Here is a 16654-nt window from a genome sequence, read left to right on the forward strand (position 1 = left end):
ACCATTATCCCGAAGACGCGGTGGCGGCGCGGGCTCAGCGCTCGATGACCCCGGCGGCGATGTCGGTGCGGTGCTGCGAACCTTCGAGCGCGATCAGGTCGACGGCCTCGTAGGCGCGCTTGCGGGCCTCGGCGAATGTCGTCCCGAGAGCGACGACATCGACGACACGGCCCCCGGATGCGATCAGTCCGCCTCCGTCGTTTCCCGCTTCTGACAAGGCTGTGGCTGCGTGGGCGAGGTGCACGCCCTCGACGGATGCCGCTGCATCCAGCCCACCGATGGGCCGACCGGTCACGGGCGCTGCCGGGTAGCCCTCGCTCGCAACCACCACGGTGACGGCGACCGCCTCGGCGAAGGCCGGCTGGGCGACGTCCTCGAGGGTGCCCGAGGCCGCGGACATCAGCAGCTCGGAGAGCGGGCTCACGAGTCGGGGCAGCACGACCTGGGTCTCGGGGTCGCCGAAGCGCGCGTTGAACTCGATCACGCGCACACCGCCGTCGGTCACGATGAGCCCGGCGTAGAGCAGTCCGATGAACGGAGTGCCCTCGGCATCCAGATGCTTGACGACCGGGAGAGCGACTTCGCGCGTGATGAGCTCGACGAACTCCGCTTCGCCCCCGAATCGCTCGGTCAGCCAGGGGAGAGGGGAGTACGCGCCCATACCGCCCGTGTTGGGGCCCGCGTCTCCGTCGAGCGCGCGCTTGTAGTCCTGCGCGGGGCTGAGCGCACGCACGGTGTCGCCGTCCGAGATGAAGAAGAGTGAGACCTCGGGGCCGGACAGGTGCTCTTCGACCAGCACGGCGCCCTGCGAGAGGTATGACTCGGCGTGCGCGAGGGCGGCCGCCCGGTCCTCGGTGACCAGCACACCCTTGCCCGCCGCGAGGCCGTCGGCCTTCACGACATACGGTGCGCCGAAGGCGTCGAGGGCGTCGCCGACCTCGTCCGGCGTCCGCGCGTGCAGTGCCCGCCCCGTGGGAACACCCGCCGCCTCCATGACGCGCTTGGCGAAAGCCTTCGAGCTCTCGAGCTGCGCTGCAGCCTTGCCGGGGCCGAACACGGGGATCCCCCGCTCGCGCAAGGCGTCGGCGACGCCCGCGACGAGGGGAGCCTCGGGGCCGATCACAACCAGGTCGATGGCCTCGTCGTTGGCGAAGTCGGTGACGGCGCCCGGGTCGACGGAATCGAGGGCGACGATCGTGGCGTCGCGGGCGATACCGGCGTTGCCCGGGGCGGCGAAGATCTCATGCCCGGCCCCCTCGGACTGCAGGGACAGGATGATGGCGTGCTCGCGGGCACCGGAACCGAGGACGAGGATACGCACGCCTCCAGCCTACCGACGTGCCGCCTGGCACTGTTGTGGGCGGGACTGTGACGTCGGGCTTCTCGAGGATCCCGCGTTCGGAATTCAGTCTCCGCGTGGTGGCGTCGGTAGCGCGCCGCGAAAATTCGGGACCCGGCCGGGCCTAGCCATCCCGCGAGACTGAATTGCGAACGGGCTACCGTGGAGACATGCCGCGCGCCATCACCACCGAGGCCGGCCGAGCCGCGCTCGCCGCGGTGCGCGCCGCCGAAACTCCCGCCCGCACCGACCTCGCCACCGCGGTCCGCTACCTGCTGCAGTTGCTCACCGAGAAGGCGCCCGGCAACACGGTCGAGGTCCGGATCCCGCCGTTCGGCGCCGTGCAGGTCGTGCAGGGCCCGCGGCACACGCGCGGCACTCCCCCCAATGTGGTGGAGACGGATGCCGCGACCTGGATCGCCCTCGCAACCGGAGCCGAGACGTGGTCCGCCGCGGTGGCGTCCGGCCGGGTGCACGCCTCCGGCAGCCGGGCGGACCTCGCGAACCTGTTGCCCCTCAACCCCTGACCGCAGAGCCCGAGGCCCGCCGCAGGTGGATCAGCGCCGCGGAACGACCAGCGGCACCCCGGTGACCGGATGTGGAAACACATCCACCGCCTGTCGATAGACAGCGGCGATCCGATCCGCCGTGAGTACCTCTGCCGCCGATCCCGTGGCCACCACGCGCCCCGCGTCGAGGAGCGTCACGCGGTCGGCAAGCGCCAGCGCGGCGTTCAGGTCGTGCAGCACGATCGCGACGGCGTCCCCCGCGCGAGCGCGGTCGCGCACGACCCGCAGCACGTCTTCCTGGTGTTTGAGGTCGAGTGCCGCAGTCGGCTCGTCGAGCAACAGGATGCCCGTGCTCTGCGCGAGCACACGTGCCAGCGCGACGCGGGCACGTTCGCCGCCCGAGAGCGAGGTGACGGTGCGGTCGGCGAGCACCGCGATCTCGGTCACACGCATGGCCTCCGCCACGCGCGCGTCGTCGTCGTCTTCCTGGGGGGTCCGCGCCCAGGGCGCCCGGCCCATCCGCACGACCTCGATGACCGAGAACGGAAAGCTCACCGCGTTCTGTTGCAACAGCACGGCTCGAAGGCGGGCGAGGTCGCGCGGTCGGTGCCCCCGCAGCTCCACCCCGTCGAGGTGCACGGTGCCCGCGACCGGCGACACATCGCCCGCGAGCACGCCGAACAACGTCGACTTGCCCGCCCCGTTCGGGCCGACCAGGGCATGTACCTCGCCTGCCCGCACGTCGATCGCCGCGTCGTCGAGAATCGGCACCTCGTCGAGAATGGGCCGGGCCGAGGCATCCGGCATCACGCGGATTCCGGATGCGACGATCCGCTGCGGGCCCGCGAGCCCCGTCATCCCCAACCTCCGGCGCGCTTGCGCGTTCGCACCAGCAACCACAGGAAGAAGGGCCCGCCGACGAGGGAGGTGATCATGCCGATGGGCAGATCCGCGAGGGGCACAGCGGTCCGCGCGACGAGGTCTGCGAGGGCGAGGAGGAGCGCGCCGCCGAGCGCACTCGTGATCACGAGCGGCAGGTGAGCGGGCCCGATCGCCATGCGCATGAGGTGCGGGACGACCAGTCCCACGAAGCCGATGATGCCCGCGAAGGCGACCGCGGCGCAGACCAGCAGGGCGACGGTGATGATGACCCCGATGCGGAGCAGCTCGACATGAACGCCGAGGTGGCGGGCGGTGCGCTCGCCGAGGGCGAAGAGGTCGAGACGGCGCGCGACACCGATGCCGATCGCGATGCCGACCACGATGAGGGGAACGATGAGCGCGATGTTCTGCCACAGCGCCCCGTTCAGGCTGCCGAGCTGCCAGAACACGATCTGCTCGCCGGTCGAGGTCGTGCCGATGAACGTCAGGAACGCCAGGCCCGCACCGGCGATCGCGTTGATCGCGATCCCGGTCAGCAACAGCGTGACGACCTCCGTTCGGCCGCCGGACCGGCTGATCAGGTAGACCGAGAACACCGCGACCAGTCCGCCCGCGAACGCCCACGCGGGTGTCGTCCACAGCCCGAACATGGTGAGGCCGAAGGTCAGGCTCGCGGCGGCTCCGAGGGCGGCCCCGGACGAAACCCCGACCACCGCCGCGTCGGCCAGGGGATTGCCGAAGATCGCCTGCATCAAGACTCCCGAGACCGCGAGCGCGGCGCCGACGAGCAAGCCCATGACGATACGGGGCAGCCGGATGTCGAGCAGCACGCCGGTCGCGGTCGGAGCATCCGGCGCCCAGGCGTTGTCGATCCCGACCGCACGCAGCAGGATGCCCACGACCTCGGTCGGCGACACAGCGAACTGACCCGCGCCCAGCGAAAAGACGACGGTCACGATCAGCGCGACGGCGAGGCACAACGTCATCATCACGAACCGCGGGCGGCGGTTGCGGGCGAGCGTCGGCAGCACCACCTCCGCGCTCGAAACCACCTCCGCGCTCGAAGGAACCGAGCGCAGAGATTCTGCGCTCGCGGCACGATTTCTCACGGGGCAGCGCTCGGGGTTGTCTCGGCGGGTGCGGGGGAGTCGGCTGGCGCGTAGACGGCGCGGGCGAGGGCGCGGATGATCTGGGCACTGCGTGGGCCGAAGCTCAGGATCTCGGTGTCGGCCATATCCACGACACGGCGGTGCTGGCCGGCGGGGGTCTGTGCGAGTGCCGGGATCCGCTCGATGAGGCCATCGATCCCGCCGACCGAGGCGAGGCCGTCCGTCATCATCACGAGCACGTCGGGTTGTGCCGCGACCAGGGCTTCGGCGGTCATGGGCTTCATGCCCTCCCAGCCGATTTCGGAGGCGACGTCGACGCCACCGACCGCCTCGATCAGGGAGTCGGCTCCCGAGTCTCGACCGAAGATGTAGTAGACGTTCGCGTTGCCGCGGACGTAGAGGAACAGCATGCGTGCCCGGTCGGCCGGGTCTGTCGGGGTGATCGCTGCGATCTCGGCACGCGCATCCTCAACCTCGGTGTCGAGGCGGTCGATCAGGTTCGCGCCGCGGGACGGCACGCCGAGCGCTACGGCGATCTCGTTCACCAGGTCGTCAACGGTGTCGACGCGGCGCTCCGACGAGACGACGACCACGGGTATGCCGGCCTCACGCAGTTGCTGTCGCACCTCTTTGGGGCCGATCGAGGTGTCGGTGAGCACGATGGTGGGAGCAATTTCGAGGATCGCCTCGGCATTCAGGGTGTGCCCGCTCTTCGTGACGACGGGCAGATCCTCGGTTCCGGCGAACGCTGTCGAGAGGTCGCGTCCGACCACGTTCCCGCCCAGCCCGAGGCCGAACACGGTGGCCGCGATCGTGCCCGAAATATCGATCGGGAGGATGCGGCTGACGTCGGTGATCTCGACCTCGCGGCCCTCGGCGTCCATGACGGTGACCGGGAGGTCGGGTGCGGCGTCGTCGTCGACCGGGGTGACACCGCGAGTCGATAGGCACGCGGTGTCACCCCCCGTCGTCGCGCGAACGTCGTCGACGAGGTCGAGTGATGCGAGGGGGGCGTCGGCATGCACGCAGGTGGCGGATGCCTCGGCTCCCGCCACGGCGCAGCCCGAGAGGGTGCACATCGCGGCGACGAGGAAGAGGGCGAGAGTGCGTTGCATTAGGACAGGCTAACCTAAATGTTGACGAATCCAGAGGTCATGCCCTACCGTCGAAAAGGCAAACAAGTTAGCTAAGCCTAACCTCATGCATCCCGACCATCCGGCATCTCCGGCGATCTCGTTCGCGTGCGACCGAGCGCCGCTATGCGTGTCTTTCGGAGACCCATCATCGTGACCGCAGCACCCTCGATCACCCCCATTCGCAGCATCCTCGCCGCCGTCCTGGCCCTCATATTGGTCGCCGCCGGCGTGGTGGGAGCCGTGCCCGCACGCGCTCTCGACGGCGCGGTGATTTCGGGGACCGTGACGTCGGCCTCCGAGGGATCCGGGCTGACGGTGTCCGTCGAGGCATCCGGCCTCGGCACAGCTACGCAGGCCTACGCGGCGCTGATCGTGAAGGGCACCGAGTCGCAGATCAGCGGCTCGGGCGGCTACGCCGCGTTCGCGATGCCGTTCCCCTCGATCGTCGACGGAGCGACATCCTTCGCCCTGACCGCGGCACCGGGCTCGCTCGATCGCACCCAGACCTACGAGGTGCTCATCTGGCAGGTCCATTCGGCCGCCGACTCGGCGACGATCTACGCGCGCAGCGACGTCGCGATCACCTCTACGCAGTGGGATGCGGTCTTCCCGCCCGCTGAGCCCGAGCCGGAGCCGACGACGGAGCCCACCACGGAGCCGACCGCCGAGCCCACGACCGAGCCGACGACGGAGCCGACCGCAGAACCCACCGCCGAGCCCACGGAACCTCCGGCATCCGCTCCCGAACTCTCGGTGTTTCTCGCCGATGGCGTGACGCCCGTCGCTGACACGGTGGTTCGCGCGGGCGACACCCTCGTGGTGCGCGGCACGGGATACGACCCGACCGCGAACGTCGGCGGCCGCGGCGCGCCGATCCCGAACACGCTGCCGCAAGGCACCTACGTCGTCTTCGGACACTTCGCCGAGTCTTGGCAGCCCTCGCAGGGCGCCGCGAGCAGTACCCGCAAGGTCGGATCGCAGAAGTGGGCGCTCGCCGAAGTGGTGCTGAACCAGGTTCCGAGTAACTACCAGGCCGCGGTTCGCGCACAGTGGGCGTCGATCGAATCGGATGGTTCTTTCGAGACGACCCTCACCGTCACCGAACCGAGCGCCCTCGTTGAAGGAGGTCGCTACGGCGTCTACACCTACGGTGCGGGCGGTGTGAACAACGCGGCCCAGGAGCGCGAGGTTCTCGTCGATGTCATGTCGGCGCCGTCGCTGTCCGTCTATCTCGAAGACGGCGTGACGCCCCTGGGTGAGAACACCGTGGAGTTCGGTGACACACTCGTCGTCGAGGGCTCCGGATACGACCCGTCCGCGAACGTCGGCGGCCGTGGAGTGCCGATCCCGAACACCCTGCCGCAGGGCACCTACGTCGTGTTCGGCAGCTTCGCCGAAGAGTGGCAGCCGTCCGAGGGCGCCTCGAGTGCAACACGCAAGGCGACCTCGCAGAAGTGGGCGCTCGCCGAGAGCGTGCTCGACCAGGTGCCGTCGCAGTACCAGTCGGTGATCCGTGCGCAGTGGGCGCCGATCGCATCGGATGGCTCGTTCCGCACGACCGTCACGGTGACCGAGCCCGCGACACCGCCCGAGGGCGGTCGGTACGGGGTCTACACCTACGCGGCAGGCGGCGTAACGAACGCCGAGCAGGAGCTCAGCGTTCCCGTGACGCTGACGCCGCCGCCCTCGATCGACGTGACCGTGCCCGAGGTGTCTCAGGCCGATGGCGCCTCGATCCGTGTGCTCGGTTCGGACTTCGCCGATATCGCCGGCGCCTACGCGGCGGTCATCGAGAAGGGCGCGGAGTCCTCCGTCACCGGCAGCGGCGGGTACGTCGCGTTCGGTTATTGGATGACGCCGGGTGCGATCACCGGCGGGGCGTTCGACAAGACGATCGTCGCTCCGACAGAGAAGCTCGACCGCACGAAGCAGTACGAGGTCATCGTCTGGCAGGGGCACACCACTCCGACCGACGAGACGATCTACGCACGAGCGGATGTCTCGATCAGCCCGTCGCAGTGGGACATCCTGTTCCCCGGCACGGTGCCCGAAGAGCCCGAGGTCCCGTCGACTCCGGTCGATCCGGCCGCCCCCGCCCAGCTCGTCGAGGGCGGCCAGCTCAGCTGGGGCATTTCGGCGCGGTTCATGACCTACATCACGGGCACCGCGAACGGCAGCGTCACCGTTTCGGGAGGCGCGACCCGCTCGGGCGGTCTCTTCCAGTTCGGCCAGGCGGCTGGTTCGACCTACGATCCGGTGACCGGACTCGGAAACGTGTCTTACGCCGGCGCTGTGCGGTTCACGGGCCACGGGGGCATCCTCGACGTCTCGCTCGCGAACCCCGAGTTCCGCTTCACGTCGCCCGCTTCGGCGCAGCTGTGGGTCACGAACGGCGGCACCCGCCTGCACCTCGGAAACGTCGGGGTCGGCACGGCTGCCCGCAGCGTCTCGGGCTCGGCGGTGACGTTCACGAACGCGGCCGTCTCGCTGACCTCGGCGGGGAGCGCCCTGTTCCAGGGCGCGTACACGAGCCTTGACCCGGTCACCTTCAGGATCGGATCAGCGGCGGCGGCGCCCTCGGGTTCGACCGGCACAGTCGCCACGGCGGGCGCTGCCACACAGTCGGTGGCACGCACCATTCCGACCACGCCCCCGGCGACCACCGGCATCGTGCTCGACGCCGACACGCTCGCCGCCCTCTCGTCGGGCGCAGCGGTCACGGTCCAGGCGGACGGCTTCGCCGCGGGCGAGACCGGCATTGCCGTGGTGGTCTATTCGACGCCGACCGTGTTGGCGACGAATCTCGTGGCGGATGCATCCGGTGTCGCGACCTGGACCGGTTCGCTCCCCGCAACCCTCCCCGATGGCGAGCACACCCTGACCTTCCAGGGTTCGGTCTCCCGCGGCGTCGCCTTCACCCTGGCGCGGGCCGAGGCCCTCGGCGCGTGTGTGGTCGAGGACGCCTCGATGCGATGGGGATTCAAGGAGTCGTTCCGCACCTACATCGAGGGCATCGCGGCGGGCGGGTGGGAGCTCGACGGCGTCGCCTACGACTACCCCGACTTCGTCTGGGCGGCTGGCGCGGGATCGCTCGACACCGAATCCGGCGCGAGTGCCGTCACGGGAGTCGTCGACTTCGGGGGCACGATCCGATTCACGGGCCACGACGGCGCGCTCGACACGTCGCTCACCGCCGCGCGCATCGAGTTCGCGGGTGATGTCGGCTACGTCGTCTTCGACATCACGGGTACGACCCAGTCGGGCGAGCCGATCGCGATGACCGGCGTTCGGTTCGCCGAGTTCGACGTGCCAGCGGATGCCGTGGGCACCGACTCGATCGTGCTCGACGGGGTCGCGGTGACGCTGACCGCCGCCGGTGCGACGGCTTTCGGCAGCTACCCCGAGGGTGAACAGCTCGACCCGTTGACCCTTGAGATTCCCCTGGCGGCAGACTGTGGTGTGGCAGCCGTTGCCGCACCGATCGATGACGACGAGCCGCTCGCGGCGCCCGAGACGGATGCCTCGGCGACCACGGATCCGCTCCCGGTCTGGCCCTGGGTCGCCGGGGGAATCGGGCTGGCGCTGATCGTCGCCCTCGCCGTCACGATCGTCGTTCGTCGCCGTCGCGCGGTGGACGCAGCCTCAGCCGATGCGGTCGCCCACGACCAGGCCGGACCGTCCGTGTAGGTGCGACAATGGAGGGGTGAGCAACGAAATCGTCGAGGGGCGCGTGCGCCGGGCCCCCAAGTACGGGGTCTTCCTGACGGTGGGCGCGCTCCTCGGAGTCCTCGTCACCCTGATTCTGGCCTTCGCCACAGGCGAAGAGGCGATCAGCCCGCTGACGGATGTCACGTACTCGTCGACCCAGGTCTTCGGGTTCCTCGCCCTCATCGGTATCGCTGTCGGTCTGGCCGTCGGGGGAGTCGTGGCACTCGTGTTTGATCGCGCTTCGCAGCGCCGCGCGCGCACCGTCAGCTTCGACCACGAGACCATCGTCGACTGACATCTGAACACGGCGCTCTGCGTCGGTTCGACCTCTGGTTTCCAGATGGGAGAACTCTCATCTTTTCGCCGTGTTTTCGGCGCGATTTGGGGCTTTTCGGGGCGTGAATGTCGGTGGTCATCCGTAGAGTTTCGAACATGCATTCGAACACTCGTGGGGTCGATGTCAAAGCTCGGGACTTCGCAGACCGGTGCGCTGAGGCGATGCGTGTGGCCGAGCAGGGGCAGGCCGCGCTGGCCCGCATTTTCGCGGAGGCAGCCGCGGAGGGGATGCACCGGGTCGCGGAACTCGCCTCCCCTTCTTCCCGCGAGGCGGAACTGCCTTTTCGTTCATTGGCGGCGGAACTCGGTGCCGCAACGAACATGTCCGACCGGACCGTGCAGCGCCGTATGAACGATGCCGCGGTGCTGGAGGAGTCGTTCCCAGCCACGTTCGCGGCGTGGGATGAGGGACGGGTGAGTACCGGGCACGTTGCGGTGATCATGGAACACGGCCTCCCGATCACCGACTCGGACGCACGCGCCCTGTTCGAGACTGAAGCGCTGATGCGTGCCGAAGAAACCACACCGGGACGGCTGGGGTCATCCCTCGCGCGGCTTGCGGAGTCGCTGCAGCCGCGACCGCTCGCGGAACGGCACGAAGAGGCGCGTGCGTCGCGGGGTGCGTGTGTGCGGGACATCGGGGATGGGATGGCGGAGTTCAGCACCATCCAGCCCGCTGTGCTCGCGCATGCGATGCACGACCGGATCACGCAGCAGGCCCAGGCGATCAAGAACGCCGACCCCACGGATGTGCGGACGATCGATCAGATTCGTGCGGACCTCGTCGCGGACATGATGCTGACAACGACCCCCAACGTTGAAACGGGTTCCGGGTTCTCGGACGGGTTCGGGGGTCTCGGGGCGATCCGCGGGATCGTGAACGTCACGGTGCCCGCGCTGGCGCTGGCCGGCGTGACCGACGAGCCCGCCGAACTGGTGGGCCGATGCCCGATCGACCCGGCCACGGCCCGGCAACTCGCGGGACACGCGACCGGATGGGATCGCGTTCTGGCTGACCCGATCACCGGGTGTGTGCTCGCCGTGGACCGGTACACACCGTCCGCCGACATGAAACGGTTCCTGCGGGCGAGGGATCAGCACTGCCGATTCCCCGGATGCCGGCAACCCGCCCACCGGTGCGACCGGGACCACACCCTCGACTACGCGTTGGGAGGTGAAACCAGCACCTGCAACCTCGCGTGTCTCTGTAAACGACACCACACCCTGAAGGGCGAGACCGCGTGGACCGTCCGACAACTCGGCGGCGGAATCCTGGAATGGACCTCACCCGGTGGCCGCGTCTACATCGACAAACCACCGCCCGCGCTGGTCATTTTCACCCCGAACACGGATCCACCACCGTTCTGAGGCAGCGTTTACGCGAGTTCGGCGATGATCGGGTGGATCGCGGCGTCGAACGCGACGACATCGCTGCGCAGTCCGTCCGTCACGGCGATCGTGAGTGACCCGATCCACCAGACCCCGCGTTGCGTGAGCGGAAGAACCTGCACGTTGAGCTCGAAAGCGTGGGCACGTCGCCCGACCTCGCGTTCGTGCTGGGCGATAGCGCCCGCATAGGCCCGGTACGAAACGCCGGACCTTCCGAGCGAGTCTCCGGCGTGGCGATCGTGAGCCGCGCGAGCGAAGGCGACGGCGCTGGTGTGCGGGGCGATCGCCGCCCGCAGGTCGTCGAACCCTTCGACGGGCAGCGCGACGTAGGTTTCGAACCCGTCGACCAGGTCGAGAGGCCCCGAAGCGGGATGAGCTTGCGGCTCGACGGTCATCGCCCAGTATTCGCGCCACTGTCGCTCGAGCCGAGACTGCTCCGCCTCGTCGCGTTCGATGTCGTTCGACGACAGCCCGCGCAGGGGCGGCAGCTCGTCGGGCCAGCGCACCCCCACGAGCTGGCGCAGCGCAAGGGCCAGGATGACCGCGACATTCGCATCCTCGCGGATCACCCACTCCGGACCTGCGGCGCTGGGCATGCCGTCATTGTAGGTCGCGGGCCCCTCGGCCCTCGACAGCGGGTACCGGAGCGGGGCGACCGAATCCGACGCCCCGGACGGGCCGGTAGGCTGTGCGGGTGGCCTCAGCCTCGCTCAATCCTTACGCCGCCGCCGGAGTAGACACCGCGGCAGGCGACCTCGCCGTAGAACTCATGAAGTCAGCGGTGCGCGCAACGCATGGTCCCGAAGTCCTCGGGGGCGTCGGCGGCTTCGCGGGTCTGTTCGACGCGCGGGCTCTTCGCGACTTCGATCACCCGCTCCTCGCGACGAGCACGGATGGCGTGGGCACCAAGATCGCGATCGCCCGGGCCATCGACAAGCACGACACTGTCGGGATCGACCTCGTCGGCATGGTCGTCGACGACATCGTCGTGGTCGGCGCCCGGCCGCTCTTCATGACGGACTACATCGCGTGCGGCAAGGTAGTTCCCGCGCGCATCGCGGACATCGTCGCGGGCATCGCGCGCGGTTGCGCCGAGACGGGCACGGCCCTGGTCGGCGGTGAGACCGCCGAGCACCCGGGCCTCTTGGCCGACGACGACTACGACATCGCGGGAGCAGCGACGGGCGTCGTTGAGGCGGCGGACGTACTCGGCCACGAGCGCATCGTCGCGGGCGACGTCGTGCTGGCACTCGCCTCAAGCGGCCTGCACTCGAATGGATTCTCGCTCGTCCGCCGCATCATCACGGACCGCGGGATCGCCTACACCGACCGCGCCGCCGAACTCACCACCGCGACATCCAGTGCCGCGACATCTTGGGGTGAAGCGCTCCTCGAACCGACCCGCCTCTACACGACTCCGCTTCTGCGCCTCGTCGACGAGCTGCGTCCCGGCGCGGGCGTCCACGCGCTCAGCCACGTCACCGGCGGCGGTATCGCGGCCAACCTCGCGCGCGTGCTGCCGCAGGGAACCTGGGTCGATGTCGACCGCACGACGTGGTCACCACCGCCGGTCTTCCGTGTGCTCGCCGATGCGGGACGCATCACGCTCGAGCAGACCGAGGGCACCTGGAACCTCGGCATCGGGTTCCTCGCGGTCATTGCCGCCGATCGGTCCGACGCGGCGATCGCGGCGCTCGGTCGGGACGGCATCGCCGCCTGGCCTGTGGGCACCGTGCGCGACGACCCGCTACCCGAGGGCGATTTCGAACAGGGAGCCAAGGGGGTCGACGGCGGCGCCGTACGCCTCGTCGGTTCCTACGCGGATGGAGCGAACTAAACCCCATGTGCGGCATCGTTGGGATGGTCGGCCAAGGGTCGGTCAATCAGGACATCTATGACTCCCTGCTGCTGTTGCAGCACCGCGGGCAGGACTCGACGGGCATCGCCACGGCCGAGCCGAGCGGCATCTTCCACATCGCGAAGGCGCGCGGTCAGGTGCGCGAGGCTTTCCGTACACGTGACATGCGTGCCCTGATGGGCACGATCGGGCTCGGTCACGTGCGCTACGCGACGAAGGGCACGGCGGGCAATGAAGAAGAGGCGCAGCCTTTCTACGTCAACGCTCCGTACGGCATCGTCCTGGTGCACAACGGCAATCTGACGAACACGCGTGAGCTGACGCAGGAGCTGTTCAGCAAGGATCGTCGACACCTCAACACCACCTCCGACACCGAGCTGTTGGTTAACGTCCTCGCGAACGAACTGCAGGCGTCGATCTCAGGCCTCGATCTCGATCCCGAGCAGATCTTCCAGGCCGTGTCGCGCGTGCACGAGCGTGTCGAGGGGTCGTACGCCACGATTGCGCTGATCGCCGGTCACGGGCTGCTCGCGTTCCGCGATCCCTTCGGCATCCGTCCGCTCATTCTGGGCACACGCAAGACCGCGGCGGGGAGCTACGAGTGGATGGTCGCATCCGAATCCCTCGTGCTCGAGAACGGCGACTACGACGTTGTGCGCGAGGTGATGCCCGGCGAGGCCGTGTTCATCGACCTCGCGGGGCACCTGCACATGAAGCAGTGCGCCGCTGACGCGAAGCTCGTGCCGTGTTCGTTCGAGTACGTCTACCTGGCGCGTCCCGACTCGATCATGAACGGCATCTCGGTCTACGAGGCCCGTCTGCGTATGGGCGACCGTCTCGCCGACACGATCGCCAAGTACACCCCCACCGAGACAATCGACGTGGTCATGCCGATCCCGGATTCGTCGCGTCCGGCAGCGATGCAGGTGGCGCGCAAGCTCGGCATCGAATACCGCGAGGGGTTCTACAAGAACCGTTACGTCGGCCGGACGTTCATCATGCCCGGTCAGGCGGTGCGCCGAAAGAGTGTGCGGCAGAAGCTCAACGCGATGTCGAGCGAGTTCAAGGGCAAGAACGTGCTGCTGATCGACGACTCGATCGTCCGGGGCACGACCAGCCAGCAGATCATCCAGATGGCTCGGGATGCCGGGGCCAAGACGGTCACGTTCGCCTCCGCGGCCCCGCCCGTCCGCTACCCGCACGTCTACGGCATCAACATGCCCTCGCGTCAGGAGCTCGTCGCCCACGACCGCACGATCCCCGAGATCGCGGAAGAACTCGGCTGTGACTTCCTCGTCTACCAGGAGGTCGACGACCTCAAGGCCGCGATCCTCGAGGGGTCGGATGTCACCGACCTCGACATGAGCTGCTTTGATGGCCGCTACATCACGGGCACGGTCTCGGACGAGTACCTGGCCTGGGTCGAGGGCTCGCAGACCTCCTGACTCCTGGGTTCGCCCAGCGGGAATGCCTGGATGTCGCAGGCGCGGAGTACGCTCGCGCTCATGCCATTTATCGAGGCGAGTGATCTCGTCAAGACATACCAGCCGAAGGGCGCCCCCGAGGTGCGGGCGCTCGACGGCTTGAATCTGACCGTGCCCGAGGGCACCGTCACCGCGCTGCTTGGGCCCAACGGTGCGGGCAAGACGACGACCGTCAAGGTGCTGACGACCCTGATCCGACCGGACTCGGGTGCCGCGCGCATCAACGGCATCGACGTTCTCGCCGACCCCCAGGCCGTCCGTCGAATGAGCGGCGCGAGCGGACAGTACGCGGCAGTGGACGAAAATCTCACCGGATTCGAGAACCTGCTCATGGTCGGGCTGCTCTACCACCTGGGTCGCAAGCGAGCGGCGCAGCGGGCGCGAGAGCTCATCGAACTGTTCGACCTGGTCGATGCTCAGAATCGACCCGTCAAGGGTTTCTCGGGCGGCATGCGCCGAAGGATCGACCTGGCCGGCGCTCTCGTGATCAACCCGCCGGTGCTGTTCCTCGACGAACCGACGACCGGCCTCGATCCGCGTAGTCGGCTCGCGCTCTGGGATGTGATTGAGTCGCTCGTCGCGGGCGGCACGACGGTGTTGCTGACGACCCAGTACCTAGAAGAGGCAGATCGTCTCGCCGATTCGATCTCCATCATCGATACCGGTCGGGTCATCGCCGAGGGTACGGCCGACGAGCTCAAGTCATCGGTCGGGGGACAGCGGGTGGCGATCAGCTTCGCGCAAGAAGCTGATGCGCCCGCGGTCGAGCAGGTTCTGCAGCGATACGGCACGGGGCCGGTGGTCTCCGACGGAGGGCGCACCCTCGTTGTCCCCGTTGCGGACGGGGCCGACGCCCTCGGCAGGATCATGGCCGATGTAGCCACGGCCGGCATCGAACTCCACGACGCGGGCATGCGCCGCCCGACCCTCGACGACGTGTTCCTGCAGCTCACGGGGCATGCCGCCGAAGACACGCAAACCGAGGAGACTGCAGCATGACGACGTCCGACACCGCTCGCGGTACGACGCCGTCCCCGGCCGGGTCACTTCAGCCCATCCCCGGCACGACGGTCAGCCGCTTCCTCTCCGATGGCTACGTCGCGACATGGCGCAACATCAAGAAGATCGTGCGCGTCCCCGACATCCTGGTGTTCACCCTGATCCAGCCGATCATGTTCGTGCTGCTGTTCACGTTCGTTTTCGGTTCGTCGATCGACATTCCCGGTGAGAGCTACACGTCGTTCCTCATGGCGGGCATCTTCGCGCAGACGATCGTCTTCGGGTCGACCTACTCAGGTTCCGCGATGGCGCAGGATCTGAAGGACGGGATCATCGACCGGTTCCGCACGCTTCCGATGAACGGAGCGGCGGTGCTCATCGGACGCACGGTCGGCGACCTCGTGATCAACGTGCTGTCGCTGATCGTGATGATGCTGACCGGTCTGCTGGTCGGCTGGCGTGTGGAGTCGTCGGTCGTCAGCTTCCTCGCGGGGGTCGGCCTGCTCATCCTGTTCTCGTACGCCTTCTCATGGGTGATGAGTTTTCTGGGGCTCTCGGTGCGCAGCCCCGAGATCATCAACAACGCCTCGTTCCTCATTCTCTTTCCGCTCACGTTCATCTCGAACGCGTTCGTCCCGAGCGAGAACCTGCCGGGGCCGCTCCGTGTCTTCGCGGAGTGGAACCCCGTGTCGGCCCTCGTGCAGGCGGCACGCGTTCTGTTCGGCAATGTCGCGGAGGGATCGCCGACGGCGGATGCGTGGCCGCTGCAGAACCCGGTGCTTTACGTGCTGATCTTCACGGTCGTGATGCTCGTCGTCTTCGTGCCGCTGTCGGTCCGCAAGTTCGCGTCGCTCAACCGCTGACCGGGCTCGCCGAGCACAACGTCGGAATCCGTCGATGATTCAGCGTCAGGACCCGGAGTTGCGGGGCTGATGGACGGCGCGAGTCGCGGTTAGGCGACGTCGTGCGCGGAGAGGCCGTCAGGCCTTTTCGTCCTCGTACTCGTCCGCCCACTTGTCGACGTAAAGATCGTCGTTCGTGTGCCCGAGCTCACGTTCGAGCGCGGTGTAGTTGACCGACGGGCTGTAAGACTTGAGCTCGCGAGCGATCTTGGTGTGTTTCGCCTTCTGACGGCCACGACCCATGCGAGACCCCCTCACGACTAGAGCTGCGGGCATGTCTGAGGTGCCCGATGCATTCACGAGACCGGCTCGAGGCCGGTAAGAGTAGCATTCAGAATAGCACGGGCGCACACGGGCAAGCCGGGTGCTCCGCTACCGTGAGGGAGCAGCGATGACCACCATCAACCCAGATTCCTCGAATGGTGCCAGCGACGGCGAGCGCGATGCTGCGCTACGCGGCGCGGTCATTGTCGCCGCGGTGCCCGGCCAATCTGCTCGGGTGATGCGCGAGGGTGCACACTTCGCCCGTCTCATGAACGCGCCGCTCGTGATCGTGCACGTCGACATGACGCGCTTCGTGACGTATGAAGACCCGGATGGCTACGTGCACTCGGCCCCGCTCGACATCGACATCACGCCGGGCGCGGCCGAGCTCGATTCGGTGCGGCAGGCTGCCCACGACGCTCTCGACGCCAAGGGTGTCGCATGGGAGTTGCGTCAGCTCGTCGGCGATCCCGCCATCGCCCTGAAGAACTTCGCCGAGCGTCTCGACGCCAAACTGCTCGTGGTCGGCACACGCGACCGCGGTATCGGTGAATCGATCCGGGAGTTCTTCACCGGGTCGGTGGCCGCGCGCTTGGCCCACCGCCAGCACCGCCCGGTTCTCGTCGTGCCGCTCGGCACGGCGGCCGCGGACGACGAGGACCTCTGGCCCCAGGAATGAGTGGGGCGGCTCCGAGAACCGCCCCACTCATTTGCCGGGCCGGGCGAACCGACTAGCCAG

The 16654-nt window shown here is 68.2% G+C and carries 15 protein-coding genes; 9 read left to right on the forward strand and 6 right to left on the reverse strand.

Annotated elements, in window-relative coordinates:
* Window positions 1–34 precede the first annotated feature (34 nt).
* The gene (purD, locus tag ACXZ1E_RS09415; RefSeq protein ID WP_458040268.1) at window positions 35–1321 is read right to left on the reverse strand and encodes a phosphoribosylamine--glycine ligase; all 1287 of its coding nucleotides are present in this window, start codon (window positions 1319–1321) and stop codon (window positions 35–37) included.
* A gap of 188 nt (window positions 1322–1509) precedes the next feature.
* On the opposite strand from purD, the gene ACXZ1E_RS09420 reads away from it, so the two are divergent.
* Window positions 1510–1866, forward strand: a complete 357-nt coding sequence (locus ACXZ1E_RS09420) for a sterol carrier family protein (protein WP_458040269.1) — start codon at window positions 1510–1512, stop codon at window positions 1864–1866.
* 30 nt (window positions 1867–1896) lie between these two features.
* On the opposite strand, the gene ACXZ1E_RS09425 is transcribed toward ACXZ1E_RS09420, so the two are convergent.
* Genes ACXZ1E_RS09425 through ACXZ1E_RS09435 form a run of 3 tightly spaced genes read right to left on the reverse strand, consistent with a single transcriptional unit; the run spans window position 1897 to window position 4954 of the window.
* Entirely contained in the window at window positions 1897–2706 is an 810-nt protein-coding gene (locus tag ACXZ1E_RS09425) for a heme ABC transporter ATP-binding protein (protein WP_458040270.1), read from the reverse strand.
* Entirely contained in the window at window positions 2703–3782 is a 1080-nt protein-coding gene (locus tag ACXZ1E_RS09430) for a FecCD family ABC transporter permease (protein ID WP_458351935.1), read from the reverse strand. The genes ACXZ1E_RS09425 and ACXZ1E_RS09430 overlap by 4 nt, the downstream gene beginning before the upstream one ends.
* A 53-nt stretch (window positions 3783–3835) precedes the next feature.
* Window positions 3836–4954 (reverse strand): heme/hemin ABC transporter substrate-binding protein, encoded by a 1119-nt coding sequence (locus ACXZ1E_RS09435; RefSeq protein ID WP_458040271.1) that lies wholly within the window; start codon window positions 4952–4954, stop codon window positions 3836–3838.
* Window positions 4955–5125: 171 nt separating this feature from the next.
* Between ACXZ1E_RS09435 and ACXZ1E_RS09440 the strand changes: the two genes are divergently transcribed.
* The 3 genes from ACXZ1E_RS09440 to ACXZ1E_RS09450 all read left to right on the forward strand — a co-directional run bounded on the left by ACXZ1E_RS09440 (window position 5126) and on the right by ACXZ1E_RS09450 (window position 10387).
* Entirely contained in the window at window positions 5126–8662 is a 3537-nt protein-coding gene (locus ACXZ1E_RS09440) for an HtaA domain-containing protein (RefSeq protein ID WP_458040272.1), read from the forward strand.
* A gap of 16 nt (window positions 8663–8678) precedes the next feature.
* Window positions 8679–8978 (forward strand): potassium transporter Trk, encoded by a 300-nt coding sequence (locus tag ACXZ1E_RS09445; RefSeq protein WP_458040273.1) that lies wholly within the window; start codon window positions 8679–8681, stop codon window positions 8976–8978.
* A 137-nt stretch (window positions 8979–9115) separates the two neighbouring features.
* Complete coding sequence (locus ACXZ1E_RS09450) at window positions 9116–10387, forward strand: DUF222 domain-containing protein (RefSeq protein WP_458040274.1); 1272 nt, start codon at window positions 9116–9118, stop codon at window positions 10385–10387.
* A gap of 8 nt (window positions 10388–10395) precedes the next feature.
* On the opposite strand, the gene ACXZ1E_RS09455 is transcribed toward ACXZ1E_RS09450, so the two are convergent.
* On the reverse strand, window positions 10396–11004 hold the full coding sequence (locus ACXZ1E_RS09455; RefSeq protein ID WP_458040275.1) for a zinc-binding alcohol dehydrogenase: 609 nt from the start codon (window positions 11002–11004) through the stop codon (window positions 10396–10398).
* Window positions 11005–11102: 98 nt separating this feature from the next.
* Here ACXZ1E_RS09455 and purM point away from each other — a divergent pair, with 98 nt between their 5' ends.
* From purM to ACXZ1E_RS09475, 4 genes are read left to right on the forward strand one after another with little or no spacing between them, the layout of a single operon-like run.
* Window positions 11103–12245, forward strand: a complete 1143-nt coding sequence (gene purM / locus ACXZ1E_RS09460) for a phosphoribosylformylglycinamidine cyclo-ligase (RefSeq protein ID WP_458040276.1) — start codon at window positions 11103–11105, stop codon at window positions 12243–12245.
* Between the two features lie 5 nt (window positions 12246–12250).
* On the forward strand, window positions 12251–13711 hold the full coding sequence (purF, locus tag ACXZ1E_RS09465) for an amidophosphoribosyltransferase (protein ID WP_458040277.1): 1461 nt from the start codon (window positions 12251–12253) through the stop codon (window positions 13709–13711).
* A gap of 60 nt (window positions 13712–13771) precedes the next feature.
* On the forward strand, window positions 13772–14749 hold the full coding sequence (locus tag ACXZ1E_RS09470; protein WP_458040278.1) for an ATP-binding cassette domain-containing protein: 978 nt from the start codon (window positions 13772–13774) through the stop codon (window positions 14747–14749).
* Window positions 14746–15612, forward strand: coding sequence for an ABC transporter permease (locus ACXZ1E_RS09475; protein WP_458040279.1), 867 nt, complete (start codon window positions 14746–14748; stop codon window positions 15610–15612). Before ACXZ1E_RS09470 ends, ACXZ1E_RS09475 begins: the two co-directional genes overlap by 4 nt.
* Before the next feature lie 117 nt (window positions 15613–15729).
* On the opposite strand, the gene ACXZ1E_RS09480 is transcribed toward ACXZ1E_RS09475, so the two are convergent.
* Window positions 15730–15894: a DUF3073 domain-containing protein gene (locus ACXZ1E_RS09480; protein ID WP_081766276.1), complete on the reverse strand. Its 165-nt coding sequence runs from the start codon at window positions 15892–15894 to the stop codon at window positions 15730–15732.
* 148 nt (window positions 15895–16042) lie between these two features.
* Here ACXZ1E_RS09480 and ACXZ1E_RS09485 point away from each other — a divergent pair, with 148 nt between their 5' ends.
* Window positions 16043–16594: a universal stress protein gene (locus tag ACXZ1E_RS09485; RefSeq protein ID WP_458040280.1), complete on the forward strand. Its 552-nt coding sequence runs from the start codon at window positions 16043–16045 to the stop codon at window positions 16592–16594.
* Window positions 16595–16654: the final 60 nt, after the last annotated feature.

Source organism: Pacificispira sp. HM-600, from assembly GCF_977993705.1.

Coding starts and splice junctions, on each gene's coding strand:
- ACXZ1E_RS09425 (WP_458040270.1), bottom strand. CDS start 2,706: ATGACGGGGCTCGCGGGCCCGCAGCGGATCGTCGCATCCGGAATCCGC.
- ACXZ1E_RS09470 (WP_458040278.1), top strand. CDS start 13,772: ATGCCATTTATCGAGGCGAGTGATCTCGTCAAGACATACCAGCCGAAG.
- ACXZ1E_RS09480 (WP_081766276.1), bottom strand. CDS start 15,894: ATGGGTCGTGGCCGTCAGAAGGCGAAACACACCAAGATCGCTCGCGAG.
- ACXZ1E_RS09435 (WP_458040271.1), bottom strand. CDS start 4,954: ATGCAACGCACTCTCGCCCTCTTCCTCGTCGCCGCGATGTGCACCCTC.
- ACXZ1E_RS09475 (WP_458040279.1), top strand. CDS start 14,746: ATGACGACGTCCGACACCGCTCGCGGTACGACGCCGTCCCCGGCCGGG.
- ACXZ1E_RS09455 (WP_458040275.1), bottom strand. CDS start 11,004: ATGCCCAGCGCCGCAGGTCCGGAGTGGGTGATCCGCGAGGATGCGAAT.
- ACXZ1E_RS09485 (WP_458040280.1), top strand. CDS start 16,043: ATGACCACCATCAACCCAGATTCCTCGAATGGTGCCAGCGACGGCGAG.
- ACXZ1E_RS09450 (WP_458040274.1), top strand. CDS start 9,116: ATGCATTCGAACACTCGTGGGGTCGATGTCAAAGCTCGGGACTTCGCA.
- purF (WP_458040277.1), top strand. CDS start 12,251: ATGTGCGGCATCGTTGGGATGGTCGGCCAAGGGTCGGTCAATCAGGAC.
- ACXZ1E_RS09420 (WP_458040269.1), top strand. CDS start 1,510: ATGCCGCGCGCCATCACCACCGAGGCCGGCCGAGCCGCGCTCGCCGCG.